The sequence below is a fragment of the Synechococcus sp. SynAce01 genome (assembly GCF_001885215.1).
GTDB classification, from domain to species: Bacteria; Cyanobacteriota; Cyanobacteriia; order PCC-6307; family Cyanobiaceae; genus Regnicoccus; species Regnicoccus frigidus.
The window spans coordinates 2,480,747-2,504,276 of sequence record NZ_CP018091.1 but is presented as its reverse complement, the minus strand read 5'-3'; the positions used below and the strand labels follow the sequence as shown (position 1 = coordinate 2,504,276).

General features: G+C 65.9%; 21 protein-coding genes. 6 read left to right on the top strand and 15 right to left on the bottom strand.

Annotated elements, in window-relative coordinates; translation table 11 throughout:
- Positions 1-95: 95 nt before the first annotated feature.
- The 3 genes from BM449_RS13025 to dapF are packed head-to-tail and all read right to left on the bottom strand — an operon-like array spanning position 96 to position 3,128.
- Positions 96-824 carry a DUF1995 family protein gene (locus BM449_RS13025; RefSeq protein WP_071801580.1) on the bottom strand — a complete coding sequence of 243 codons (729 nt, stop codon included), beginning with the start codon at positions 822-824 and terminating at the stop codon, positions 96-98.
- Between the two features lie 26 nt (positions 825-850).
- Complete coding sequence (locus BM449_RS13020) at positions 851-2,032, bottom strand: cysteine desulfurase family protein (RefSeq protein WP_071801579.1); 1,182 nt, start codon at positions 2,030-2,032, stop codon at positions 851-853.
- Positions 2,013-3,128, bottom strand: a complete 1,116-nt coding sequence (gene dapF / locus BM449_RS13015; RefSeq protein WP_071802287.1) for a diaminopimelate epimerase — start codon at positions 3,126-3,128, stop codon at positions 2,013-2,015. The genes BM449_RS13020 and dapF overlap by 20 nt, the downstream gene beginning before the upstream one ends.
- A gap of 32 nt (positions 3,129-3,160) precedes the next feature.
- On the opposite strand from dapF, the gene BM449_RS13010 reads away from it, so the two are divergent.
- A complete protein-coding gene (locus BM449_RS13010) occupies positions 3,161-3,382 on the top strand; it encodes a hypothetical protein (protein ID WP_071801578.1) in 222 nt (73 codons plus the stop codon).
- 81 nt (positions 3,383-3,463) lie between these two features.
- Positions 3,464-6,139, top strand: coding sequence for a leucine--tRNA ligase (gene leuS, locus BM449_RS13005; RefSeq protein WP_071801577.1), 2,676 nt, complete (start codon positions 3,464-3,466; stop codon positions 6,137-6,139).
- 6 nt (positions 6,140-6,145) lie between these two features.
- Here the strand turns inward: leuS and fghA are convergent, their stop codons facing one another.
- The 3 genes from fghA to BM449_RS12990 are packed head-to-tail and all read right to left on the bottom strand — an operon-like array spanning position 6,146 to position 9,725.
- The gene (fghA, locus tag BM449_RS13000) at positions 6,146-7,012 is read right to left on the bottom strand and encodes an S-formylglutathione hydrolase (protein WP_071801576.1); all 867 of its coding nucleotides are present in this window, start codon (positions 7,010-7,012) and stop codon (positions 6,146-6,148) included.
- Positions 7,012-8,130: an S-(hydroxymethyl)glutathione dehydrogenase/class III alcohol dehydrogenase gene (locus BM449_RS12995; RefSeq protein WP_071801575.1), complete on the bottom strand. Its 1,119-nt coding sequence runs from the start codon at positions 8,128-8,130 to the stop codon at positions 7,012-7,014. Before BM449_RS12995 ends, fghA begins: the two co-directional genes overlap by 1 nt.
- On the bottom strand, positions 8,127-9,725 hold the full coding sequence (locus BM449_RS12990; protein ID WP_071801574.1) for a glucose-6-phosphate isomerase: 1,599 nt from the start codon (positions 9,723-9,725) through the stop codon (positions 8,127-8,129). The genes BM449_RS12995 and BM449_RS12990 overlap by 4 nt, the downstream gene beginning before the upstream one ends.
- A 279-nt stretch (positions 9,726-10,004) precedes the next feature.
- On the opposite strand from BM449_RS12990, the gene BM449_RS12985 reads away from it, so the two are divergent.
- Positions 10,005-10,769 carry a helicase DnaB gene (locus tag BM449_RS12985; protein ID WP_071802286.1) on the top strand — a complete coding sequence of 255 codons (765 nt, stop codon included), beginning with the start codon at positions 10,005-10,007 and terminating at the stop codon, positions 10,767-10,769.
- Between the two features lie 34 nt (positions 10,770-10,803).
- Here the strand turns inward: BM449_RS12985 and BM449_RS12980 are convergent, their stop codons facing one another.
- The 3 genes from BM449_RS12980 to BM449_RS12970 are packed head-to-tail and all read right to left on the bottom strand — an operon-like array spanning position 10,804 to position 13,821.
- On the bottom strand, positions 10,804-11,712 hold the full coding sequence (locus tag BM449_RS12980) for a peptidoglycan recognition family protein (protein WP_233831364.1): 909 nt from the start codon (positions 11,710-11,712) through the stop codon (positions 10,804-10,806).
- Between the two features lie 2 nt (positions 11,713-11,714).
- On the bottom strand, positions 11,715-13,472 hold the full coding sequence (locus tag BM449_RS12975) for a PDZ domain-containing protein (protein ID WP_083544560.1): 1,758 nt from the start codon (positions 13,470-13,472) through the stop codon (positions 11,715-11,717).
- Between the two features lie 4 nt (positions 13,473-13,476).
- Positions 13,477-13,821 carry a DUF1257 domain-containing protein gene (locus BM449_RS12970; RefSeq protein WP_071802283.1) on the bottom strand — a complete coding sequence of 115 codons (345 nt, stop codon included), beginning with the start codon at positions 13,819-13,821 and terminating at the stop codon, positions 13,477-13,479.
- Positions 13,822-13,945: 124 nt separating this feature from the next.
- Here BM449_RS12970 and purN point away from each other — a divergent pair, with 124 nt between their 5' ends.
- The gene (purN, locus tag BM449_RS12965) at positions 13,946-14,512 is read left to right on the top strand and encodes a phosphoribosylglycinamide formyltransferase (protein WP_233830771.1); all 567 of its coding nucleotides are present in this window, start codon (positions 13,946-13,948) and stop codon (positions 14,510-14,512) included.
- Here the strand turns inward: purN and argC are convergent.
- Entirely contained in the window at positions 14,503-15,579 is a 1,077-nt protein-coding gene (gene argC, locus BM449_RS12960; protein WP_071801572.1) for an N-acetyl-gamma-glutamyl-phosphate reductase, read from the bottom strand. The genes purN and argC overlap by 10 nt on opposite strands.
- Between argC and ribBA the strand changes: the two genes are divergently transcribed.
- Positions 15,578-17,401: a bifunctional 3,4-dihydroxy-2-butanone-4-phosphate synthase/GTP cyclohydrolase II gene (gene ribBA, locus BM449_RS12955; protein ID WP_255448108.1), complete on the top strand. Its 1,824-nt coding sequence runs from the start codon at positions 15,578-15,580 to the stop codon at positions 17,399-17,401. The genes argC and ribBA overlap by 2 nt on opposite strands.
- 37 nt (positions 17,402-17,438) lie before the next feature.
- Here ribBA and BM449_RS12950 read toward each other — a convergent pair whose 3' ends face one another.
- Positions 17,439-17,882, bottom strand: coding sequence for a peptidylprolyl isomerase (locus BM449_RS12950; protein ID WP_120352792.1), 444 nt, complete (start codon positions 17,880-17,882; stop codon positions 17,439-17,441).
- A 190-nt stretch (positions 17,883-18,072) separates the two neighbouring features.
- Here BM449_RS12950 and mtnP point away from each other — a divergent pair, with 190 nt between their 5' ends.
- Complete coding sequence (gene mtnP, locus BM449_RS12945) at positions 18,073-19,011, top strand: S-methyl-5'-thioadenosine phosphorylase (RefSeq protein WP_071801570.1); 939 nt, start codon at positions 18,073-18,075, stop codon at positions 19,009-19,011.
- Between the two features lie 35 nt (positions 19,012-19,046).
- Here the strand turns inward: mtnP and murQ are convergent, their stop codons facing one another.
- From murQ to dnaK, 4 genes are read right to left on the bottom strand one after another with little or no spacing between them, the layout of a single operon-like run.
- Positions 19,047-19,973 (bottom strand): N-acetylmuramic acid 6-phosphate etherase, encoded by a 927-nt coding sequence (gene murQ / locus BM449_RS12940; RefSeq protein WP_071801569.1) that lies wholly within the window; start codon positions 19,971-19,973, stop codon positions 19,047-19,049.
- On the bottom strand, positions 19,970-20,386 hold the full coding sequence (locus tag BM449_RS12935; protein ID WP_071802281.1) for a DUF3110 domain-containing protein: 417 nt from the start codon (positions 20,384-20,386) through the stop codon (positions 19,970-19,972). Before BM449_RS12935 ends, murQ begins: the two co-directional genes overlap by 4 nt.
- A gap of 30 nt (positions 20,387-20,416) precedes the next feature.
- Entirely contained in the window at positions 20,417-21,487 is a 1,071-nt protein-coding gene (locus tag BM449_RS12930; protein WP_071801568.1) for a DnaJ C-terminal domain-containing protein, read from the bottom strand.
- 6 nt (positions 21,488-21,493) lie between these two features.
- Entirely contained in the window at positions 21,494-23,530 is a 2,037-nt protein-coding gene (dnaK, locus tag BM449_RS12925; RefSeq protein WP_083544559.1) for a molecular chaperone DnaK, read from the bottom strand.

The following is a 23,530-nucleotide window of genomic DNA, read 5'->3' as shown; positions in this document are numbered from 1 at the left end:
AAGCTTAAGGAGCTTCTCCGCAGCCCACCACCCCCCGGCGCGATCCGATCGCAGCCGAACCGGTCCCACCAGAGCCGATCCCGCAGACAAGGAGCTCAATTGCTGAGACTGCCAAGAAAGCGATCGAGGGCCTTCAGACCATCTGCCATTGAGGGGGTCTGGCCCGGTTTGAGGGCTTCGGCCTGAAGCTCGGCATCCGGTTTCTGTTCGAAGTTCGCCACCCAGCGATAGCCGTCAGCATCCCGGCGGTAGAGGCCCCAGGGATCGGGAAACGAGCGCCGCAGGGCTGCCTCGGCCAGGGGGATCAGGGCATAGGCGCAACTCCAGGTGGAGAGGAAACCCCGCCGGCGCTGTCGGGCCACACTGCCGATGCCGATGGCGGCATCCTCCAGATTGCCGTTCAGCAGCAGCACGGCTCCACGGTGCTGCTGGCAGATCGTGTCAACATCTTCGTACTCAGCCAAGGCCGGTGCCACCAACACCAGCAACTCTGTGACGAGCTCAGCCCCAGGCTCAGCCTCCGGGTCAGCTGCCTTCTGCAGCCGGATCTGATCGCCGAGGCTGGCGATCGAGCCGGCCAGATCAGGGGCGTCCCGCTTGGCCAGGGCCGTGGCACCGGCATCGGTGAACAGCAGGCGCATCGGCAGCCCTTGCTCCTGCAACGCCGCCCCAAAGCGCAAGGCCAGAGGCAGGATCTTCAGACCCTGGAAGCGAAACTCGATCGTCCAACGGCTGGCCGTGCCGCCCTCTGCGGTGGCATCGAGCGCAGATTGCAGGGCGCAGAGGCTTTCAGCTTCAGCGCTGCGCAGGTCGGAAGGAAGCACGCCTGGGGGGTCTCGGGGATTTGACCCTACCGGCTGAAATCTGTGGCCATCGCCTGCTGTGCCCGTTCAAAGGCCGCCGGAACAGCCGCCAGGTCCTGGTCGCTCAACCAGGGCCCAAGGCTGAGCCGCACGCCACTCGACGCCTGCTCGGGGCTGTATCCCATGGCCGCCAGCACCGCGCTGCCCCTGGCTTGCCCCTGCTGACAGGCCGTGCCACTGCTCACCGCCAATCCCTGCCGCCAGAGGGCTTGAACCAGCGACCGTCCCGGCAACGGGCGGCCCTGGTCATCTGCCACCAAGAGGCTGATGTGGTGGGGCAGCCTGCGCTGCGGGCAGCCGCTCAGGCTCAGCCCCGGCAGGGCCAGCAAGGCCGCAGCCAAGCGATCACGCCGCGCCTGGATCGGGTCGATGCCACCATTGGCCAGCAGGCGCTGATCACAGAGGCGCAAGGCCTCAGCCAGCCCCGCCGCCAGCACCACCGGTTCGGTTCCGGCCCTGCGTCCCGCCTCCTGGCCGCCGCCAGCCAGCAAAGGCAGCAGCTCCAGGTCGGGGCGGCAGAGCAGCACACCGATGCCCCGTGGGCCTTGAAGCTTGTGGGCGGTGAAACTGAGCAGGTCAACCGGCATCGTCTCGAACTGGATCGGTTGGTGGCCCACCACCTGAACCGCATCGGTGTGAAACACCACTCCAGCGGCGCGGCAGCGCCGTCCGATCGCCTCGATCGGTTGCAGCGTTCCCACTTCGCTCTGCCCCCAGATCACCGACACCAGACGGGTGGGTGGGGCCAGCAGCGCATCGAGCGGCTCCAACTGCACCCGGCCGAAGCCGTCGACCGGACAGACCGCCACCTGCCAGCCCAGCCGTTCCAGGGCGGCGGCGGCGGCCGTCACGGCCGGATGCTCCACAGCCGAGATCACCAGGCGGCCAGGCGGCAGGGCTGCGGCAGCGCCTTGCAACGCCAGATGGGCCGCTTCGGTGCCACCGGAGCAGAAAATGAGGCCGTTGGGGTCGGCTCCAAGGCTGGCCGCGACCGCCTGACGGCTACGTTCGAGGCTGTCGGCAGCCGCCAGGCCGAAGCCATGCAGGCTGGAGGGATTCGCCCAGGCCGACTCCTGCGCCTGGGCCATCACCGCCAGCACCGCCTCAGCCGGCGGAGCCGTCGCACAGGCGTCTAGATAGAGCGGCGGCTCAACCCTGGGCTGGCTCATCGCGCTCCAGTCGGGCCCGGCTGCGGGATTCGAGCGATCCGGAGGCCATGGCAACGAGATCATCGAGCGAACGGCTGCTGAGCAGGGCGTCGACCCGGGCGCGGGCCTCAGCACTGGGGCAGTTCTCCGGTTGCTGGCAGCCCTGAACGCAAGCGACGGAGCAGTTGATCGCTGGCTGCTCGGCACTCACCGCTGGGAGAGAGGGTTCAGCGGCAACGGGCTGGGCCTGCTCCAGGCCCAGCAGCTCGGGGGCGAGCACCCCATCAAACGCCGGTTCTGCCGGCCCGGCCATGAACAGATGGCCGGTTTGTAGATCCCAGCGGATCCACAGCGTTCCACCCGGCAGATCCACCCGCGCCTCTGGCCCGCTCAGGCCCAGGCGATGGCAGGCCACCAGCACGGCACAGGCTCCGGTGCCGCAGGCCAGGGTGGGGCCCGCGCCCCGCTCCCACACCCGCATCACCAGGTGGTCAGCCGCCCGCACGGCCACGAAATGGACATTGGCGCGGGCGGGGAAGGCCGGGTCCACCTCCAGGAGCGGACCCAGGCGCTCGAGATCAACGTATTCAACGGCGGCCACCGGGATGACGAGATGGGGATTGCCCATCCCCACCGCCGCAACGGCAAAGGTTTCTCCACCCGCTTCGAGTTCGCCCTGGGGCAAGCCGGCCGGCCCGACCTGCAGCGTGGTGGGCACGTCTGCTGGCTGCAGAAAGGGCTCGCCCATATCAACGCGCACGCTGCCGTCGGCGAGCAGTTCCGGCACGATCGCGCCGGCCAGGGTTTCCACCTGCCAGCGCCGCCCCGGAGTGTCGCCATCGCTGTCGGCGAGGAAGCGGGCCAGACAGCGGATGCCGTTGCCGCACATCTCCGCCTCGCTGCCATCGGCATTGAAGATCCGCATGCGCAGTTCGCCGCCCTGTTGCGGCGGCAGGGCCAGGATCACGCCGTCACCGCCCACCCCGAAGCGGCGATCGCAGATCCGCTGCACCGTCTCCGGGCTCAGCCCCAGGGTCTCGTCGGCCTGGGCGGCTTCGCGGCCATCGAGCAAAAGAAAATCATTGCCCAGTCCTTGGTATTTGCTGAAGGCCAGCATCGGCATCGCCCCATCCACATACATTTGATCCTATGGAGAGTCATGCCCTGGATCCCAGTCTGCCCGGGGTGCGCCAACTCCAGGACTGGATCCGTGAGCGCACCCCACTCCAGCTGCAGCTCATCGACGGCACCGCCCTGGGCGGCTGCCTGTACTGGCAGGACCCGGAATTTCTGGCCCTGAAAACCAGCCCGGAGGCTCCGTTGCTGCTGATGGGCCGCCGCGCTGTGGCCCTGATTCGCCCGCTGGGCTGAAGCGGAGCGGGGGCCGTGGGCGGCATGTGGCACGATCGAGCACAAGAGTGCGTGGCTGAGTGAAACGGCCGTTTTGAAGCCATGGCCGTCTCAGAAAACACTCCAGCCGCTGCCGGCAAGCCCACTTCCGGCATCAAGATCGAACAGCCGGATCGTTACCTCCCCGCCGAGATTGAGGCCCGCTGGCAGGCGCGCTGGCAGGAGGATGGCCTCAACGCCACTCCTGAGAGCGACGGCGAAGCGGCGGCCGACACCTTCTACGCCCTGTCGATGTTCCCCTATCCCTCGGGGAACCTGCACATGGGCCATGTGCGCAACTATGTGATCACCGATGTGATCGCCCGGGTCCAGCGGTTGCGTGGCCGGCAGGTGTTGCAGCCGATGGGCTGGGACGCCTTCGGGCTGCCGGCGGAGAACGCCGCGATCGAGCGAGGAATCGATCCCGGCGACTGGACCGACGCCAACATCGCCCAGATGCGGGCCCAGCTGCAGCGCCTCGGTCTCTCGATCGACTGGGACCGGGAGGTGGCCACCTGCCACGCCGACTATTACCGCTGGACCCAGTGGCTGTTCCTTCAGTTCCACGAGGCGGGCCTGGCCTACCGCAAAGAAGCCACGGTCAACTGGGATCCGATCGATCAGACGGTGCTGGCCAATGAACAGGTGGATAGCGAGGGCCGCTCCTGGCGCTCCGGCGCCAAGGTGGAGAAACGGCAGCTGCGCCAATGGTTCCTGCGCATCACCGACTACGCCGAGGCTCTGCTCGATGACCTCGACCAGCTCGATGGCTGGCCCGAGCGGGTGCGCACGATGCAGGCCAACTGGATCGGCCGCTCGGTGGGCGCCCAGCTGCACTTCCAGATCATGGCGCCGGCTGGAGCCGACAACGCAGCCGCCAGCGAGCAGTCGATCACGGTCTTCACCACCCGCCCCGACACGATCTATGGGGTGAGCTACCTGGTGCTGGCTCCGGAGCATCCGCTGGTGGCCCGTCTCACCGCCCCTGAGCAACGCCTGACGGTGGAGGCCTTCTGTGATCTGGTGAGCGAACAGAGCGAACAGGACCGCACGGCCGAGGACCACCCCAAACGCGGGGTGCCCCTGGGCTCAAGCGCGCTGAATCCTTTCAACGGCGAGCTGATCCCGATCTGGATCGCCGATTACGTGCTGGCCGAGTACGGCACCGGCGCGGTGATGGGGGTTCCGGCCCACGACCAGCGCGATTTCGTTTTTGCCCGCCAGTACGAGCTGCCCGTCAAGCGGGTGATCGTGCCTGAGGGTGCCAGCGAAGAGGCCTACGACGGCGGCGCCTGGACCGCGGGCGGGCGGCTGGTTCACTCCGGGCCCTTTGATGGCCTTGAGGCCTCAGAGGCCCGCACCGGGATCGTGGCCCTGGCCGAGGCGAAGGGCTGGGGCGAGGGCAAGGTGAGCTATCGCCTGCGCGACTGGCTGATCTCACGCCAGCGCTACTGGGGCTGCCCCATCCCGATGATCCATTGCGACAGCTGTGGGTTGGTGGCGGTGCCAGCCGACCAGCTGCCGGTGGAACTGCCCAGGGATCTGGCCTTCAGCGGCAAGGGCGGCTCACCCCTGAGCCAACTGGAGAGCTGGGTGAACGTGCCCTGTCCCTGCTGCGGCCAGCCCGCCCGGCGCGAGACCGACACGATGGACACCTTCATCTGCTCGTCGTGGTACTACCTGCGCTACAGCGATCCCCACAACACCCAGCTGCCGTTCGAACGCCATGCCGCCGACCGCTGGTTGCCTGTGGACCAGTACGTGGGCGGCATTGAGCACGCGATTCTGCACCTGCTCTATTCCCGCTTTTTCACCAAGGTGCTGCGCGACAGGGGCCTGCTCAGCTTCGATGAACCCTTCCAGCGCTTGCTCACCCAGGGCATGGTGCAGGCCATCACCTACAAGAACCCGCAGACCGGCAAATACGTGGCCCCGGCCGATGTGGGCGATCCGGCCGATCCCCGCGATCCGATTGATGGCGAGCGGCTCGACACCTTCTTCGAGAAGATGTCCAAGTCGAAGTCCAACGGCGTCGATCCAGCCGTGGTGATCGACCGCTACGGGGCTGACACCGCCCGGATGTTCATCCTGTTCAAGGCGCCACCGGAAAAAGATCTGGAGTGGGATGACGCCGATGTGGAAGGGCAGTTCCGCTTCCTGCAGCGACTGTGGCGGCTGGTGGAAACTGCTGTAACCCGCGGACTGCGCCTGCCGAGCACCCCAGGAGCCGCCGCAACGGCCAGCACCCCGGCTGAGAAGGAACTGCGCCGGGCCGTCCACGCCGCCATCGCCGCGATCGACGACGATCTGGCCCCCGGCCACTACCAGTTCAACACCGCCGTCTCGGAGCTGATGAAACTCAGCAACGTCATGGCGGCCCAGCTGGAGGCGGCGGCCGAGCCTGTGGCGATCGAAGCCTTGAGCGCCCTGGTGATCCTGCTGGCCCCCTTCGCTCCCCACCTGGCCGAGGAGCTGTGGCAACGGCTGGGTGGGAATGGCAGCGTGCACCGCCAGCGCTGGCCCGTGGCCGATCCCACCGCCCTGATCCAGGACACGGTGCAACTGGTGATTCAGGTGAAAGGCAAGGTGCGGGGTCAGCTGGAGGTGCCCGCCGATGCCGATGCCGCCACCCTTGAGCGTCTGGCCCTCGAGAGCGAGATCGCCCTCAAGTGGCTGAAAGGCCAAGCCCCACGCCGGGTGATCGTGGTGCCCGGCAAGCTCGTCAACCTGGTGCCTTAAGCCGCGTCAACCTGGAGACGCAAGCAGGGCCACAGCGTGATGGCGCAGGTGGTCGTCGATGAAGCTAGCGATGAAGAAGTAGCTGTGGTTGTAGCCAGGCTGGCGCCTCAGCGTCAGTGGGTGGCCGGCCGCTTGAGCCGCCTCTTCCAGATCCTGCGGCCGCAGCTGACTCTCCAGGAAAGGATCGTCGAGTCCCTGGTCGATTAGCAGCGGCAGCCGCTGCGGCGCTGAGGCGATCAGCTCGCACGCATCCCAGGCACTCCAGCTGGTGCGATCGGGGCCGAGGTAACGACTGAAGGCCTTCTCGCCCCAGGGGCAGCGGCTGGGGTGGCTGATTGGGGCGAATGCCGAGACAGAGCTGTAGCGCCCTGGATTGCGCAAGGCGCACACCAAGGCCCCGTGCCCTCCCATCGAATGGCCACTGATGCCGCGGCGGTCGTTGAGGGGCAGTTCCCGCTCCAGCAGCGCCGGCAACTCCTGCACCACGTAGTCGTGCATGCGGTAGTGGCGTGCCCAGGGGGGCTCGCTGGCATTGAGATAGAAGCCGGCCCCGTGGCCGAAGTCCCAGGCCCCCTCCGGATCCCCCGGAACCTTGGGGCCCCGGGGGCTGGTGTCAGGGGCGATCAGGGCAAGACCGAGGCTGGCGGCCAGGCGATGGGCCCCGGCCTTCTGCATGAAGTTCTCATCGGTGCAGGTCAGACCCGAAAGCCAGTACAGCGCCGGCACCTGGGCTCCAGCGAGGGCCTGGGGCGGCAGATACACCGCCAGGGTCATGGCACAGTCAAGCACTGCCGATTGATGCCGGTAACGCTGATGCAACCCGCCGAAGCTGCGAGTCTCACTGAGCTTGTTGAGAACAGGAAGCGAGTCCATCAGCCGTTGAAGTGAATCACAGAGCGGATGCTCTGACCCGCGTGCATCAGATCGAAGGCCCTGTTGATCTCCTCTAGGGGCATGGTGTGGGTGATGAAGGTGTCGAGCGGGATCTCGCCTTTCTCGAAGCGCTCCACATAACCAGGCAGTTCGCTGCGGCCGCGCACTCCGCCGAAGGCCGAGCCGCGCCACACCCGGCCGGTGACCAGCTGGAACGGCCGGGTGGCGATCTCCTGGCCTGCTCCGGCCACACCGATGATCGTGGATTCACCCCAGCCTTTGTGGCAGCACTCCAGGGCTGCCCGCATCACCTCCACATTGCCGATGCACTCAAAGGAATAATCAACGCCTCCATCGGTGAGCTCGGCGATCACCTCCTGGATCGGCCGTTGCGACTGCGTGGGATCAAGGCAATCGCTGGCCCCCAGCTGGCGGGCGACCGCGAACTTCTCAGGGTTGGTGTCAACCCCGATGATCCGGCTGGCCCCGGCCATCACCGCCCCGATGATCACCGCCAGGCCGATGCCGCCGAGACCGAACACGGCCACCGTGGCGCCTGCTTCCACCTTGGCGGTGTTGAGCACCGCGCCGATGCCGGTGGTCACACCGCAGCCCAGCAGGCACACCTTCTCCAGCGGTGCCCGCTTGCTGATCTTGGCCACGGCGATCTCCGGCACCACGGTGTATTCCGAGAAGGTGGAGGTGCCCATGTAGTGATAGATGGGCTTGCCGTTCTTGGAGAAGCGGCTGGTGCCATCGGGCATCAGGCCCCGGCCCTGGGTGCCACGAATCGCCTGGCAGAGATTGGTTTTTCCCGACAGGCAGAACGAGCATGCGCGGCATTCCGGCGTGTAGAGCGGGATCACGTGATCACCGACGGCCAGGGAGGTCACCCCTTCGCCCAGGGCCTCCACCACCGCGCCACCTTCATGGCCCAGGACGGCCGGGAACAACCCTTCGGGATCCTGGCCGGAGAGGGTGTAGGCATCGGTGTGACAGACGCCACTGGCCACCACTCTGAGGAGCACTTCGCCAGCCTGAGGTGGAGCCACATCGATCGTGGTGATCTCGAGCGGCTCTCCGGCGGCCCAGGCCACGGCGGCCCTGGATTGGATCATGATTGGCAGAAGCGCAGGGAATCGGGCTGGGCCCAGGATCCCTCGGCGCTGTAGCCGCGATCATTACCGCAGAGATGGCGCAGGATCCAGAAGATGGGCTCCGGGCTCTCGAGGCCAAGGGCTGTCTGGATCATCTCCAGGCTGCGGATTTCGCCATCGGCAAGCAGCGCTTCGGTCCGGCTTTGCAGATCCAGGATCGTGGCAGCGGCCTTCTTGCCGGCCTCCACACCAGGTTGGTCGTAGGCGTTGATGTTGACCAGTTCGGCATAGAGGCCAACGGCCCGCTCAAACAGGGCAACAAGGGCACCAAGCGCCCGGGCATCGAAGCAGCGCAAGGTGAGGCTGATCGACTGGCGCCCCCCTTCACTGAGCGCCGCACGGGTTCCCTGCAGAAAGCCATCGAGGAAGTCGCCAGGCCAATCACCATCGATCGGCTTGATCTCGGCGGGATCGTCCAGTACCTCGATGAAGGTGACAAAGAAATTGTCGATTCCATCACGCAGTTGCTGCACGTAGGCGTGCTGGTCGGAGGAGCCCTTGTTGCCGTACACGGCCAGGCCCTGGTGCACCACCTGGCCAGCACGATCGAGGCGTTTGCCCAATGACTCCATCACCAGTTGCTGCAGGTAGCGGCTGAACACCTCAAGCCTGTCGCGATAAGGGAGCACGACCATGTCGCGCTGCCCTTTTCCGGCGCCGGCGGCATGCCAGGAGGCCGCCATCAGGGCGGCAGGGTTGGCCTCGAGATCGGCCACCCGGGTGGCCTGATCCATCGCGGCAGCCCCCGCCAGGAAAGCGCGTAGATCGGCACCGATCAAAGCGGCGGGCAGCAACCCGACAGCGCTGGTGATGCTGGTGCGGCCGCCCACCCAATCGAACATGTCGAAGCGGGCCAGCCACTGTTCGCTTTCGGCCTGGCGATCCAGGGCACTGCCCGCCATCGAGACCGCCACCGCCTGGGCTGGCCAGTTGCCGCCCCTGGCCTCCAGAGCAGCCCTGGCCTGCTCCATGCCGATATGGGGCTCGGGCGTCCCGCCCGACTTGCTGACCACAACCACCAGGGTGGTCTGTAGCCGATCAGCGAGGGCCGTCAGGGTGCGGCTGAAGCCCTGGGGATCGACATTGTCGAAGAAATGAAAGGGCAGGCCGACGCCCTCCTGCTGCAGGGCCCGCAGGATCAGCAACGGTCCAAGGCCAGAACCGCCAATGCCGATCCAGAGGACGTCCGTGAACGGCCTTGCTCCGGGGGCCTGACGGCTGTGATCGAGCACGCCTTGGCCAAAACGCTCGACCTGATCAATTTCCGAACGTATGTGTTCGGCCTCAGCTTGATCCGGACACAGCTGGGGGTCCCGCAGCCAGTAGTGCCCCACCCGGCGTTGCTCGTCAGGGTTGGCGATCGCTCCGGCTTCCAGCTCCCGCATCGCCGCGAAGGCCTCGCTGAAGGCCGGCCTCAACGCCTCGAGCTTGGATCGGTTCAGCGCCATGCGGCTGACATCCAGCCAGAGGCCCAGACCCTCGTGGTGCCAGAGCAACGCACAAAAGCGTTCCCACTGAGCCCGGGGCTCGGAGGGATTGAAATCAGGAAGCGTCATCCGACCAGGGTGGTTCATCGGGGTCTGAAGCTGAACCTATCGGTAAACGTTTCCAGGCCAAGCTCCATCTAGGCCAAGCCCCGTCCAGCCAAAGCTCCCAGCGCAATGGACAGCGCTTAAAACGACCCAGGACTGGATCAAGCCAGAGATCAACGCTAAAATGATGAAGATTCCTGAAATCTTCACGACGTGGCGCCAGCCGTCTGTTCATTTCCAACCAAGTGGACAAAACGTTTGGTCCATGCCTTTTCCAGGCTGGCACCGGTGGCCAGCCTTGCCATGATTGGGCTGATCGGCAGCAGCCGCCCCCTTCCCCTTCAGATCACCACCGTGGTGCACGAAACGGTGGTGAGCAGCGACAGCAGCTCTGCCTCTGCCCTGAGCCTGGAGGGACAGCGGCCGAACCCCGTTGATTTCACCCCAGAGGAACTCCAGGAGCTTCAACGCCGCTTTGGCGTCCATGGCCCCCAGCCAGAGCTGGCCCAACTCCTCACCCGGGGCCTCGACCAGCTCACGCCGTTGCGGGCCCACACCTTCCAGCGCCTGGAGCACCTGCAGCCGATCATCCTGAGGGAGTCGAAACAGCAGGGGGTCAACCCGATGCTGGTGGCGGCTGTGCTCTTTGATGAGCTGCAACGGGCCAAACCGGGCGAAGATCTGCCCATTGCCGCCCAGTCCGGCCTGTTCAAGACCCATGGCCCCGCCCAGCTCTCGGTGGGTGAACTGGTTCATCAGGGCCTGCTGCGCCCCGATGCCAGCGAGGCAGAAATGGTCGCTGCCCGCGAAAAGCTGCTGGATCCAGAAAGCAATGTGGCCTTGCTGGTGGGCAAGTTCGCTCGCCTCTCCACCGACCTCGGCTTCCCCACCGACCACTTGCTGGAGGCCAGTGCCAGCCCGCGCGATGCCAAGGCTCTGGCCACCCTGGCCTACCTGCACAACGGCAAGCTCGACTATCCGGCCAGGATTCTCAGCTACATGCAGGATCCCGCCTTGCATGCCCTCATCTACAGCACCTACAGGCCAACGATCTGGCCGGTGATCTAGGTCTTTTTCGGGTCGGCCCAGATCCGTTCGAGTCTCAGCAGAGCATCCCGAGGGCCGCGAGCCTCGACTCCAAAGCAGCCCAGTCAAAACTGCGGGGATCGGCCCGCTCACCGCCGAGATCAACGTAGGCGTGGGTGGTGATGTGACTGGCGGGAAAGTCGAAACGGCGCATCCAATCGGTCAGCACCACCGCCGTTGCGTCGTACTGGGCAGGGCTGTAGCCGCTGTGGGACGGATCGTTGTCTTCGCCGTCGATCGGGGTTTCGAGGCTGAGATGCAGGGCGAAATTGTTCACCGAACCGCCCACATCCGGATTGGTGACAACCCACTGACCGTTGAAAGCTGAATTTCCGGCACCGAATGCCCGGCGAGTGGGCTCAAGCGCCTCCACCACCTCGCCATCAAGACCGATCATCACGTGATAACTGACCTGATCCTCGTCTCGGGGATGGGGGGTCTGGAAGGTCTGCACGGCCGATTCCATTCCAAAAACAGTTTCGTGCAGCACCACCATCTGGGGCGTGGGATCGATCGGGTTGCCGAAAGCATCGCGGTCGTAACGGACGCCGAAATTGGTGGGATCGATGCGTAGACGACGCATGCTGGTTTGGAGACCAGCGAGCATCTGGGTGAGTCGAAGGTTCTCGCCTGGATTGGGTGTGGTGCAGCGGCGGCCCATCGGGCTGAGCCAGGGACGGTGGCTTTTCGGAGGCAGCGGCGCGGCGCGGAGAGGCGGCTCGACGGCCGGCGCCTTCTCACGCCCATTGACGTTTTCCAGCAACTGCAGCAAGGACGGTCGCTGACCTTCCCCCGCTCCAGCGGTGACATCACGGGCCACCCAACCCAGGCCGCCGATCCCCGCCAACGCCGCAATCCCCACCATCACCAGGCCGCCCCGCTGCAGGGAGAACCGCTGAGCCGAGGCGATCCAGACGCGGAACACACTCAACACGGCAGGAGCCCCAGCCACTCGGTCCGCCGCCGCAAGGCCTGGGGAGAGGCATTCGGATCGGGATCAAGCGTCCATCGCTCCACCTCGGCCGGGGACGCACGCAGGCTGAGCTGACGCAGGCAGCCGCGGCGGCTGATCGTCAGCTGTTGAGGCCGGCCAGCGACGAGCAGGGGGGGCAGGTCGTCAGGGCGCCGCAATCGCAGGCCATCGATGGCAATCAGCTCATCACCCACGACCAGGCCGGCCTGTTGCCCAGGGCCATGGCGCTGCACCCGCTGCACCTTCAATTCAGCCTGCTCCCGTTCACAACGGAAGCCCGTGTATGGATCGGCGCTGACCACCGCCTGAAGCTGAAGTCCCACATCGTGGAGATAGGCGTCAAGATCAGGATCATCGAAGCTTTCGAGCCATCGCGGCAGGTCATCGGCCAGATCTGGCGCTCGGGCAAGAATAGTCTGAACCAAAAGTTCTTCGCTGTAGCCCTTTCCACAGCGACCGAGGCTGCGCCACAGGTCACGCAAGACTTCGGCCAGGCAACTGGCGGCGCGCCGCAAGGCAAGATCGAGGACCAGGGAAACCACGGCACCTTTCAGGTAATAGCTGATCTGGGAATCATCGCTGTAGGCATCTCTTCGATACAACTTCACCCAGGCTTCCTCGCCGCTCTGGCGCAGGGTCTGGCCCTGCAGGCGTCCAGGTGTCAGCCGGTAGCGGCTGAGATCGGCGCCAAGATCTTCAAAGAGTTGGCGCTCGCTGCTGCGTCCCGCCAGCAGGGGCAGGAACTGATCGAAATAGCTGGTGACCCCCTCGGCGAACCAGAGCGTCGGCACGATCACGGGCCGGTCGTAATCGATCGGCGTAAGCTCAGCGGGCCGCAGCCTGCGCACATTCCACTGGTGGAGATACTCGTGGGCAATCAGCTGCAGCAGGCGCCGGTAGCCATCCGGCTTGGCCAGGGCCTGACGGCTGAACTGCAACACCGTGGAGCGGTCGTGCTCAAGCCCGCCGTAACCATGCTCCAGCAGATGGAGAATGAAGAGGTAATCGGGTGCCGCCGGCACCGCTTCACCCATCAGGTCGCAGCAGGCCTCACAGACGGCGGCCACATCCAGCAGCAGTGACGGGAAGCGAGAGAGGAGCCGGGCCTGATCGGCCGGGCCGTCTTCCCAGCTCACCCAACGGTGAGCCGCGCCGCGCACCTCGAAAGGGGAGAACCCATGGGGACCGGCCTCGATCGGGGTATCGATCAGCTGGTCGAAATGCTCAGCCAGCCAGCTGCCATCGCTGTGAACCGGCAAGGGCACAAAGGGGGACCAGGCTTCCGGTAGCTGAAGTGTCAACCGATGGGGCGTCCAACGCTCTCCTTCCACCTGGAGAGCAACGGCCGCCAGGGCCAGAAAACCGTGATCAGTATCGAGATGGCAGGTGCGCACACTGAGCTCGGTGGCCAGCACGGCATAACGGATCTCGATCGGGCCGAGCTGCTCCAGGGCCAGCTGCCAGCTGGCCGGGCCAACGCGCCGCGGCACGAGGCGTTTGGGAAGCATGGGTGGTGGCTCGCCAGAACCATGCTCCTGCCAGACCTCCAGGGATTCAAGGTGGCGGACGTAATCCCGCAACAAATAGGAGCCTGGAGTCCAGGCGGGCAAGCGAAAGGAAAGGGATGGTTGCCGCGGCGTGAAGCGCAGACGGACTCCAATGAGGTGCTGGCTGACCAGGCGCAAATCCAGGGAGATCTCAACTGGCGCCAATCGTTCAGGAGGCGGGGTGAAGAGTGGCCATCGGCAAGTGCTCCATGGCCTCGTTCAGGGCCATCCGCAGGGCATAGCGGTGGGTGATCTGGCCGATCAACTGCTGCAACGGCAGGGATCGGCTCAGCCGTTGCAGATCTCCAACCAGGCCGAGCGAACCATCCGCTTGCCGTTGCCAGCCGAGGGGCTGATCACGGTCCGCCAGTACCCGCAGCTCCACCGCAATCGCTTCCCCGGCAAAGCCGGTGATCACACCGCCGAGAATGGGTTGAAAGCCAAGATCTTCGAGGCTGGCGGCCAGCTGGGACGCGTCGCGAATGACCGTTGGCAGGATGGAGAGGTGCGACATGAGCCCGTTGCCTGCTGAGCCAAACCCTAGCGAGGGGCAAGATTCCATCCAGTGGCCATTGCCACAGCCATGGCCACAGCCACAGCCGTGGCCACTGGATCATCCCCTTCTGAGGCTGGGGGTGATGGCCTCAGGCCATGGATCCAATTTCGAAGCGCTGGTATCCAGCTGCCGGCACGGACCGCTGAACGCGTCGGTGGAGCTGCTGGTGGTCAACAACCCGGGCTGTGGCGCCCAGCGGCGGGCCGAGCGGCTTGCTGTGGACTGCGTCAGCTTGGATCACCGCCTGTATCGCCAGCGGCAGGATCTCGATCAGGCCCTGATCGAGGCCTTCGCCGCAGCCCGTATCGACCTGGTGGTGATGGCGGGCTGGATGCGGATCGTCACCCCCAGGCTGATCGAAGCCTTCCCAGCCAGGCTTTTGAACATTCACCCGTCGCTGCTGCCCAGCTTCCGCGGGCAAGACGCCGTCGGCCAGGCCCTGGCGGCAGGGGTGACCCTGACGGGCTGCACCGCCCACTTGGTTAGTGAGGTGGTCGATGGCGGAGCGATCCTGGCCCAGGCCGCTGTGCCGGTGCTGGACGGTGACAGCCACAGCAGCCTGGCGGAGCGCATCCAGCGCCAGGAACATCGGCTCCTGCCGCTGGCCGTCGCCCTGGCTGCTCAGCGCTGGAAACAGGCTCAGGGATAAAAGGGCAGCAGCGGCAGGCCGGTTTCCGCCGGCAGGCCGGCCATCAGGTTGAGGCACTGCACCCCCTGGCCCGCCTGGCCCTTGACCAGGTTGTCGATGGCACAGAGCAGAATCAGCTGACCGGTGCGCTTGTCCACCTGCACCGACAGCAGCGCCCGATTGGTTTGCCGCACCCATTTGGTGGAGGGATAGGTGCCGACCGGCAACACCTCCACGCAGGGGCTGTTGCGATAGGCCGCCCTGAGCAAGGTGGTGCAATCCTCGGCGGTCAGGCCGGGATCGCGCAGGCGCCCATAGACCGTGGCCAACAGGCCGCGCACCATCGGCATCAGGTGGGGCGTGAACTGGAGCTGGATCGGCTGGCCAACCGCCAGGCTGGCGGCCTGCTCGATCTCACTGGTGTGGCGGTGCCCCACCACGCCGTAGGGCACCACCGCCTCACTGGCTTCAGCCAGCAGTAGATGTTCCTTGGCGGCGCGGCCTCCTCCGGAGCAACCGGTTTTGGCATCGATGATGATGCCCTTCGTTTCAATCAGACCCTGCTGCAAGAAGGGCAGCAGCGGCAACAAACCAGCGGTTGGGAAACAACCGGGCGCAGCCACCAGACGGGCCTGACCAAGCCTCGCCTCCTCCCATTCCGGCAAGCCATAGACGGCTTCCTCGCAGAGGGCTCCATCAACGCGGGGGAATTGCACCGCCTCGCTGCTGTAGACCGCCTGCCATAGCGCCAGGGAACGGTAGCGGTAGTCGGCGGAGAGATCGACCACCCGGACCCCCCGCTCCAGGAGGCCGGGCACGAGCGTGGAGGCCAACCCACTCGGCAGGCTGAGCACGACGAAATCGGCGGCCGCTGCGATCGCATCGGGGGTGGGGGCTGACACCAGCGGGTCGCCTGGAAGCGGCAGGAAAGGTGCGAGTTCACTCCAGCGTTTGCCGGCGCTGCGCTCACCGCCGAGAAAGGTGACCTCCAGGTGGGGATGACCCTGAAGAAGGCGCAGGGTCTGCAGGCCACCGTAGCCGCTGGCACCGATCACCCCCACCCGCTGGGCTGCGACGGATCTGGACATGCCGGTGCCTCGGAAGGGCAGATCGTACCGGGGCCATCCTCAACGGCCCTATAAAGGAAAGAACACCGCGCCAGCCCTGGCCCGAACCGCCCTGACCCCCCGATCCAAGCTGAGCCCAGCCCCGGCCCTCTCCTCTGACCCCCTCTCCGGCAGGCCCGGCAGCCCCGCCAGTTCCAGCGCTGCAATCGATCAGCGGATTCGCTTCGATTCCGTGGCCGACGGCCTCGCCGCCATCCGCAATGGCGAGATGGTGGTGGTGGTCGACGATGAAAACCGGGAAAACGAAGGAGACCTGATCTGCGCCGGCCAGTTCGCCACCCCCGAGCAGATCAACTTCATGGCCACCGAAGCCCGGGGCCTGATCTGCCTGGCGATGGAGGGCGAGCGGCTCGATGCGCTTGAGCTGCCACTGATGGTGGATCGCAACACCGACAGCAACCAGACCGCCTTCACCGTCAGCGTGGATGCCGGACCTGAGAACGGGGTCAGCACCGGCATCTCCGCTGAAGATCGGGCCCGCACGATCCAGGTGGCAATCCATCCCCGCAGCCAACCCCAGGATCTGCGCCGTCCGGGCCACATCTTTCCGCTGCGGGCCCGGGAAGGCGGCGTGCTCAAACGAGCCGGCCATACGGAGGCCGCCGTGGATCTCTCCCGGCTCTCGGGGCTCTATCCAGCCGGGGTGATCTGCGAGATCCAGAACGTGGATGGATCGATGGCGCGCCTCCCCCAACTGGCCAGCTACGCCGAGCGGCACGGCCTGCGGCTGCTGAGCATTGCTGATCTGATCAGCTACCGGCTGGACACCGAGCGGTTTGTCCGTCGCCACGCCGAAGCCCAGATGCCGAGCGCCTTCGGCACCTTCCAGGCGATCGGCTATCGCAACGAACTCGATGGCAGCGAGCACGTGGCGATTGTGAAGGGAAACCCCGGCCAGGCCACCGGCCCGGTGTTGGTGCGGGTGCACTCCGAATGCCTCACCGGCGATGCCTTCGGCTCGCTCCGCTGCGACTGCCGTCCCCAGCTCGAAGCGGCCCTGCGCATGATCGAAGCGGCCGGCGAGGGCGTTGTGGTCTATCTCCGCCAGGAAGGGCGAGGCATCGGCCTGATCAACAAGCTCAAGGCCTACAGCCTCCAGGACGGCGGCCTCGACACGGTGGAAGCCAACGAGCGGCTCGGCTTTGCGGCAGATCTGCGCAATTACGGCGTCGGCGCCCAGATCCTCAGCGATCTGGGGGTGCGGCGACTGCGGCTGATCACCAACAACCCGCGCAAGATCGCCGGGCTGGGCGGCTATGGCCTCCAGGTCGAAGACCGGGTGCCCTTGATGATGGATCCCGGCCAGTACAACGCCTCCTATCTGGCCACCAAGCGGCTGAAGCTCGGCCATTTCCTGCAGACCCCGGCCAACGAAGCCAAAGGGCCAAGCGCCGTTGTGGCCTGGCGGGGCAATGGGATGCAACCGGAGCGGGCCATGGCGGAGCACTGGCCGAGCCTGCGTCAGTGGGCCCTGCAGCACCATCTCGACCTCAAGCTGGAGGAGCATCCCCGGCTGCTGGCCCTGCTGCAGCAACCGGAGATCGCCATCCTGCTCTCGCCCACCACAGCCCATGGGCTGGCCGAAGCCGACCTGACGGCCGTGCTGGCCCAGATGGCCGCGTGGCCGGGCACCATGGGGGTCAGCCTGCTGCTCACCCCCGACAGCCAGCGCAGCGGTCACCCCAGCGCCACCTTGGAGCCGGAGCGGCGCCCGCTGATGGAACTGCGGCAACGCAGCCCCCAGTTGCCCCCGGGCCCCGGGGGATTTCTGCACTGGCTGTGACAGCGATCGCTCTGACAGCCCAGGCAGGGCCAACAGGTCAGGCCTGAATCGTCACCTTGTTGATCTTGGTGCCCTTCTTGATCGCCAGCACCCCGGCCACATCGGCGACCTGACCGAAAACGGTGTGAACCCCATCGAGGTGGGGCTGGGCGTCATGACAGAGGAAGAACTGGCTACCGCCGGTGTTTTTACCGGCATGGGCCATCGACAAGCTGCCGGCCTGGTGCTTGCGGCTGTTGATTTCGCAGTCAATCTTGTAACCGGGGCCACCGGTTCCGGGGGCGCCGCCCGCACCGGCGCGGGTGTTGGGGCAACCACCCTGGGCCATGAAACCGTCGATCACCCGGTGGAAAGCCAGTCCGTCGTAGAAACCGGACTCAACCAGTTTCACAAAATTGGCCACAGTCTTGGGCGCATCGGCCTCGAACAGCTCGATTTCCACAGTGACAGGACCCTGGGCGGTGACTGCATCGGTCTCCATGAAGGCTCGGGTCACGCTGGTTCAGCAAAATCCGACTGTATCGACCCCCCCATCGACACCCCCCGTCCACCCCTCGCCAGCCTCGCTTAGAACAGGCCACGAACCTGGTTCTTGAACCTGGGGCCTCGCCCCGCCAGCGCCTTGAATCTGCGGCGTCTTCCCGCTCCCCTCCTCTTTTTTCTCCCAGCCGATGAGCAGCTCCACCACTTCCGTCAAGGCCGGCCTGGATCTGGCCAAGGCCCGCCTCGGCGTGCTCGGCGGCAGCGGCCTCTACGCCATGGAAGGGCTCGAAGCGATCGAGGAGCTGGAAATCGAGACCCCCTTCGGCGCGCCCTCCGACCGCTTGCGACTTGGCAGGATCGGCGACCTGGAGGTGGTGTTCCTGGCCCGCCACGGCCGCCACCACAGCTATTCACCCAGCGAAGTGCCCTACCGGGCCAACCTCTGGGCGCTGCGCTCCCTCGGGGTGCGCTGGATTCTCTCCTGCTCGGCCGTGGGTTCGCTGCAGGAGCCGTTGCGCCCGCTCGACATGCTGGTGCCCGATCAATTCATCGATCGCACCCATCAGCGCCCGATCAGCTTTTTCGGCCAGGGGGCCGTGGCGCACGTCGGCATCGCCGATCCCTTCTGTCCCACACTCTGCCGCCTGCTGGGCGATGTGGCCGAGAGCCTGATGCCACCGGGCCGCCAGCTGCACCGCAGCGGCACCTATCTCTGCATGGAGGGGCCGGCCTTCTCGACCCGGGCCGAATCCAACCTCTACCGCAGCTGGGGTTGCTCGGTGATCGGCATGACCAACCACAGCGAGGCCCGCCTGGCCCGGGAAGCCGAGATGGCCTACGCCACCCTCGCCATGGTCACCGACTACGACTGCTGGCACGCCGAACACGCCTCGGTGACGGTGGATCTGGTGCTCGATAATCTCCGCGCCAACGCCGCGTTGGCCCAACAGATCGTGGCGATGGCTGCCGAGCGGATTGCTGTTCAAAGGCCGTCGAGCAGCAGCCACACGGCCCTGCGCAGTGCCCTGATGACGCCCAAGGAGCATGTGCCAGGCCACACCCGTGAGCGCCTCGACCTGCTCACCAGCCCCTACTGGGGCCCGTTCAACGGCAACGCCACAAACTGATCAGGGATCGCCGCAAGGGTCAGCGATCGGCCGGCTTAGCGGGGTGGAAGGGAGGCGCCTGCCAGCTCGAGGGCAGGGCGGAGTCTGCCGCTCGCTGTCACCAGAGCCTTGCGGGCGTCATCGGCCGATCCGCCCATGGCGGCCATCAGCAGGGCCGTCTTGACTGACCCTCCAGCGGCAGCCAGTAAGGCAGCGCCTTGAATCCTGTCCACTCCGGCGAGGTCCGAGAGGATGCGCAGGGCACGGTCTTCGAGCTTGGTGTTGGTGACCGCCACATCCACCATCCGGTTCCCGTAGGCCTTGCCGAGCTGAACCATCACCCCGGTGGAGAGAATGTTGAGGGCCATCTTGGTGGCGGTGCCGGCCTTCAGCCGGGTCGAGCCAGTCAGCAGCTCTGGCCCCGTGAGCAAGCGAATGTCGATGGCGCAGGGCATGGGCGCCTGGGCCGGCGGCACACAACTCATCGCGATCGCCAACGCTCCGATGCTGCCGGCATGGCGGAGACCACCCAGCACGTAGGGGGTGGTGCCGCCGGCGGCAATACCGACGAGAGCATCGGCGGGGCCGAACCCGCGTGCGATCAGGTCGTTGGCTCCGGCCTCGAAGCGGTCTTCCAGGCCTTCGGAGCTGCGCAGCAGGGCCGGAGCTCCACCGGCGAGCACGCCTTGAACCAGCTCAGGGGGGGTGCAGAAGGTGGGCGGACATTCCGCCGCATCCAGCACGCCGAGCCGGCCTGAGGTTCCAGCGCCGAGATAGAAGAGGCGGCCGCCGCCTTCAAGGCGAGCGCCGATGGCCGCGATGGCGGCGGCCAGCTCAGGGGCGGCCGCCGCCACCGCCTGCTGCGGTTGGAGGTCTTCCTCGCAAAACAGTTGAACGAGCTCGAGCACGCTGAGTTGATCCAGGCTGGCACTGGCCGGATTCGCTTGCTCGGTGAGCAGGTTGCCGCGATCGGCGCAGGTCATAGGAGCCCCTCCAGACGGCGGCGGAACGCCTCGACCGCATCATTCTCCGCTGGCCCATCGCCGTCGCCATCACCTCCGGCGTCACCCTGGGGTTGGCCCTCCTTCCAGCTGCTCACATCCATGTTGCGCTCAGGGGGAGCAATCAACAGGCGCTCCTCGGGCGACTGGGGCAGGAAGCCGGCGGGAACAAAGCGGGCCTCGTAGCCAGCCTGAACACAAAACAGCTCCATCTCCTCGCGATCAAGAGCCTCGACGCTGGGCACCGGAAAATCCTGGGCCTCCAGCAGACCGGCATAGCGCTCCGCATCATCGAGCTCTTCGAACAGCAGCACCACGGTGTGGCCGTTCAGCTCAAGGGAGTGGATGCCTTCATTTTCGGTACCGGCATCAAAAAGCAGAACATGAACAGCCATCGACCGAAACATTGCCGCCGCGCCAGTGTCTCATCGATCGCCGCCCCCCAGTTCCTCCCGGCTCTGCATTGCGAGCTGCTCCAAGCGGCGGTAGAGGGCTTCTTCCGCTTCATTGAGTTGCTCGGGAACCATGATCCGCACTTCCACCAACTGGTCACCCCGCTGCTCCCCACGCGCCAGGCCACGGCCACGCAGCCGCAGCAATCGGCCGCTCGACGAGCCGGGCGGTACCCGCAACTGGACGCGCCCCTGCAGGGTCGGCACCACGACAAGGCAGCCAAGGGCCGCCTCCGGAGGAGACAACTCAAGCTGGAACGACACCCGTAGACCCTCGACGCGCAGGCCGTCTGCGGTGCGCACCCGCAGCTGCAGAAAGTGATCGCCGCCACCTGAGGCTACGCCGGCGAGGCGCAGTCGCCAGCCATCACCGGCCATCGGCGGGGTCCAGCATTCCACCGCGGTGCCACCGGGCAACTCCAATTCCAGTCGGGTTCCCTCCAGGGCCTGCTCCGGCGTGAGCTCAACCATCGTTTCCAGATCGGCTGCAGCCTGGACAGGCGGCGGCGACGGTGGAGCGTGGGTGACCCCTCCCGAAGGCGGATCCGGCTGCCACTGCGAATCGCTGGTGGGGCCAGAAGCGCCGCCTGGATCATCGCGAAAATCATCACCTAAACCATCCTCAAAACCGCCTCCAAAACTGTCTGCTGAGCCGTCTCCGGAGCCGTCGTCAGACTCGCCGGCGAAGGGCTCAGAGTCAGCCGTCTCTTCTGACCGGCGGCGACGGCCAAACAGAGCATCCAGGTAGTCCTCGAAAGCGGGGAAGCCTGCCGCAAAGGGATCAGTGGCGGCGTTGCGGGCGGCCAGCGGATCGAGGCCGGCTTCCCAGGCTGCCCGTCGCTTCGGATCACCGAGCACCGCATAGGCCTCATTGACCAACTTGAAGCGCTCTTCGGCAACGGGATCGTTGCCATTGAGATCGGGATGCCAGCGGCGGGCCTGCTGGCGGAAGGCACGCTTCAAGCTGGCGGCATCAGCGCCGGGGGACAGGGCGAGAACCTGCCAGTAGTCGGTTTCGAGCGGAGGCGATGCGCTGCGGGTCACGGAGGGTCAGTCCTCAGCCCAGGGATCCCGATTGGCGCCACCGCCGCGCTCATAGCGGGGTGGTTGGTACCCACCCCGGCTCATCACCGGCTCTTCCCAGGGGTCACGGCCACTACGCCTGCGGCCATCGGGCCGGTCCCAGTCATCCCAGTCGTCGTCGGAGAAGAGATCATCCTTGAGCGAACCAAGGGTGTTCTTGATGCCCTGAAGAGGCCCCGATTCGGATTTGCGCTCCGTCACAAGGCGACGGTTGAGGCCATAGAGGGCCTCCTGCAGCTGGCTGACCGCCAGGTCCAATTCCACCGGATCGTCTTCGCTGAGCAGGGCCTGCACATCACGCAGGGCAAGCTCCACCGCCCGCTGTTGGCGCTCCGCTCCATAGGGGCCCAGTTCCAGGGCCGCGTCCCGCAACCGACGCTCGGCCTGGGCTACCAGGGTCTGGGCACGGTTGATGCGATCCACCTCGGAGCGCTTGCGGCGATCCTCCGCCGCCTTGAGGGTGGCCTCCTCAAGCAAGCGGCTGATCTCTTCCTCACTGAGGTTGGAGCCGCCCTGAATCGAGACGCTCTGCTGACGGCCGGTGGTTCGATCCGTGGCCGAGACCTGCAGCAAGCCGTTGGCATCGATGTCGAACGAGACCTGCACCTGCGGCACCCCCCGCGGTGCCGGTGGGATCCCCGAGAGGCGGAACCGTCCCAGCGACTTGTTGTCCGGCGCCATCTGCCGCTCACCCTGCAGCACATGCAGTTCCACCGCTGACTGGTTCGCCTCCGAGGTGCTGAACACGTCGGATTTACGAACAGGAATCGGCGTGTTGCGAGGAATCAGAACCTTCATCACCCCGCCGATCGTTTCGAGGCCCAAAGACAAAGGCGACACATCGTTGAGCATCAGGTCCCGGAGCTCTCCGGTGAGGATGCCGGCCTGAACGGCGGCACCAATCGCCACCACCTCATCGGGATTGACCGACTGGCAGGGCTCCCTCGGGATCAGCGTCCGGACCATCTCCTGAACCATCGGCATGCGGGTGCCGCCGCCCACCAACACCACATCGTCGATCTCTTCAGCCGTCAGTTCCGCATCCCGCAGGGCGCGCTGCACGGGCCTGAGCAAGCGATCGAGCAGATCGGGGCAAAGGGACTCAAAGCGACGGCGCTCCAGGCTGCATTCGATGTGAAGCGGTCCCTCAGGGCCGGTGGCAATGAAAGGCAACGACACCGGGGTGCTCTGAACACCGGAGAGCTCCTGTTTGGCTTTTTCAGCCGCTTCGTTGAGGCGTTGCAGGGCCTGACGATCGCGGCGAAGGTCGATGGCATGGGTCTGCTCGAAATTTTCAGCGAGCCAATCGACGATGCGGCGATCCCAGTCGTTACCACCCAGCTGGGTGTCACCGCTGGTGGCTTTGACATCGAACACACCGTTGGCGATACGCAGCACCGAAACGTCGAAGGTGCCACCGCCAAGATCGAAAACCAGCACCCGCTTCACGGCACTGCGATCGAAGCCGTAGGCCAGCGCCGCGGCGGTGGGTTCATTGAGGATGCGCTCCACGGAAAGCCCCGCCAGGCGACCGGCATCCCTGGTCGCCTGGCGCTGGGCATCGTTGAAATAGGCGGGAACGGTGATCACCGCCGCCTCCACAGGCTCGCCGAGGTAGGTGGCGGCATCGTCAACCAGCTTGCGCAGGATGCTGGCCAGCAGTTCTTCGGGGGCATATTCCCGTTCCGTGACGGGGCAGATCACGCGCACATTGCCCTGGTCGTTGGCCCGGATCGTGTAAGGAACAGCGAGGCTGCTCTCCTCAAGCTCATCCCAGCTGCGACCAAGGAACCGCTTGAGATTGGCGAAGCTGTTGCGGGGGTTCAGCACCAGCTGGCGCCGGGCCAGCTGTCCAACCAGCAGCTCCTGCTCCCGGCTGTAACCGACCACCGAAGGAGTGGTGCGGCTGCCTTCAGCATTGGCGATGACCTGAGGCCTGCCACCCTCCAGCACAGCCACCACCGAATTGGTGGTGCCCAAGTCGATGCCAACGATGCGCCCCAT

Excerpts from the sequence above, each read along its gene's own strand:
- purN (WP_233830771.1), top strand. The coding sequence starts at position 13,946 with ATGGCCTCAGGCCATGGATCCAATTTCGAAGCGCTGGTATCCAGCTGC.
- BM449_RS13010 (WP_071801578.1), top strand. The coding sequence starts at position 3,161 with ATGGAGAGTCATGCCCTGGATCCCAGTCTGCCCGGGGTGCGCCAACTC.
- fghA (WP_071801576.1), bottom strand. The coding sequence starts at position 7,012 with ATGGACTCGCTTCCTGTTCTCAACAAGCTCAGTGAGACTCGCAGCTTC.
- dnaK (WP_083544559.1), bottom strand. The coding sequence starts at position 23,530 with ATGGGGCGCATCGTTGGCATCGACTTGGGCACCACCAATTCGGTGGTG.
- BM449_RS12995 (WP_071801575.1), bottom strand. The coding sequence starts at position 8,130 with ATGATCCAATCCAGGGCCGCCGTGGCCTGGGCCGCCGGAGAGCCGCTC.
- argC (WP_071801572.1), bottom strand. The coding sequence starts at position 15,579 with ATGTCCAGATCCGTCGCAGCCCAGCGGGTGGGGGTGATCGGTGCCAGC.
- BM449_RS12985 (WP_071802286.1), top strand. The coding sequence starts at position 10,005 with ATGATTGGGCTGATCGGCAGCAGCCGCCCCCTTCCCCTTCAGATCACC.
- BM449_RS12935 (WP_071802281.1), bottom strand. The coding sequence starts at position 20,386 with ATGGCTGTTCATGTTCTGCTTTTTGATGCCGGTACCGAAAATGAAGGC.
- BM449_RS12990 (WP_071801574.1), bottom strand. The coding sequence starts at position 9,725 with ATGACGCTTCCTGATTTCAATCCCTCCGAGCCCCGGGCTCAGTGGGAA.
- BM449_RS12970 (WP_071802283.1), bottom strand. The coding sequence starts at position 13,821 with ATGTCGCACCTCTCCATCCTGCCAACGGTCATTCGCGACGCGTCCCAG.
- dapF (WP_071802287.1), bottom strand. The coding sequence starts at position 3,128 with ATGCTGGCCTTCAGCAAATACCAAGGACTGGGCAATGATTTTCTTTTG.
- leuS (WP_071801577.1), top strand. The coding sequence starts at position 3,464 with ATGGCCGTCTCAGAAAACACTCCAGCCGCTGCCGGCAAGCCCACTTCC.
- ribBA (WP_255448108.1), top strand. The coding sequence starts at position 15,578 with ATGCCGGTGCCTCGGAAGGGCAGATCGTACCGGGGCCATCCTCAACGG.
- mtnP (WP_071801570.1), top strand. The coding sequence starts at position 18,073 with ATGAGCAGCTCCACCACTTCCGTCAAGGCCGGCCTGGATCTGGCCAAG.
- BM449_RS13020 (WP_071801579.1), bottom strand. The coding sequence starts at position 2,032 with ATGAGCCAGCCCAGGGTTGAGCCGCCGCTCTATCTAGACGCCTGTGCG.
- BM449_RS12950 (WP_120352792.1), bottom strand. The coding sequence starts at position 17,882 with ATGGAGACCGATGCAGTCACCGCCCAGGGTCCTGTCACTGTGGAAATC.
- murQ (WP_071801569.1), bottom strand. The coding sequence starts at position 19,973 with ATGACCTGCGCCGATCGCGGCAACCTGCTCACCGAGCAAGCGAATCCG.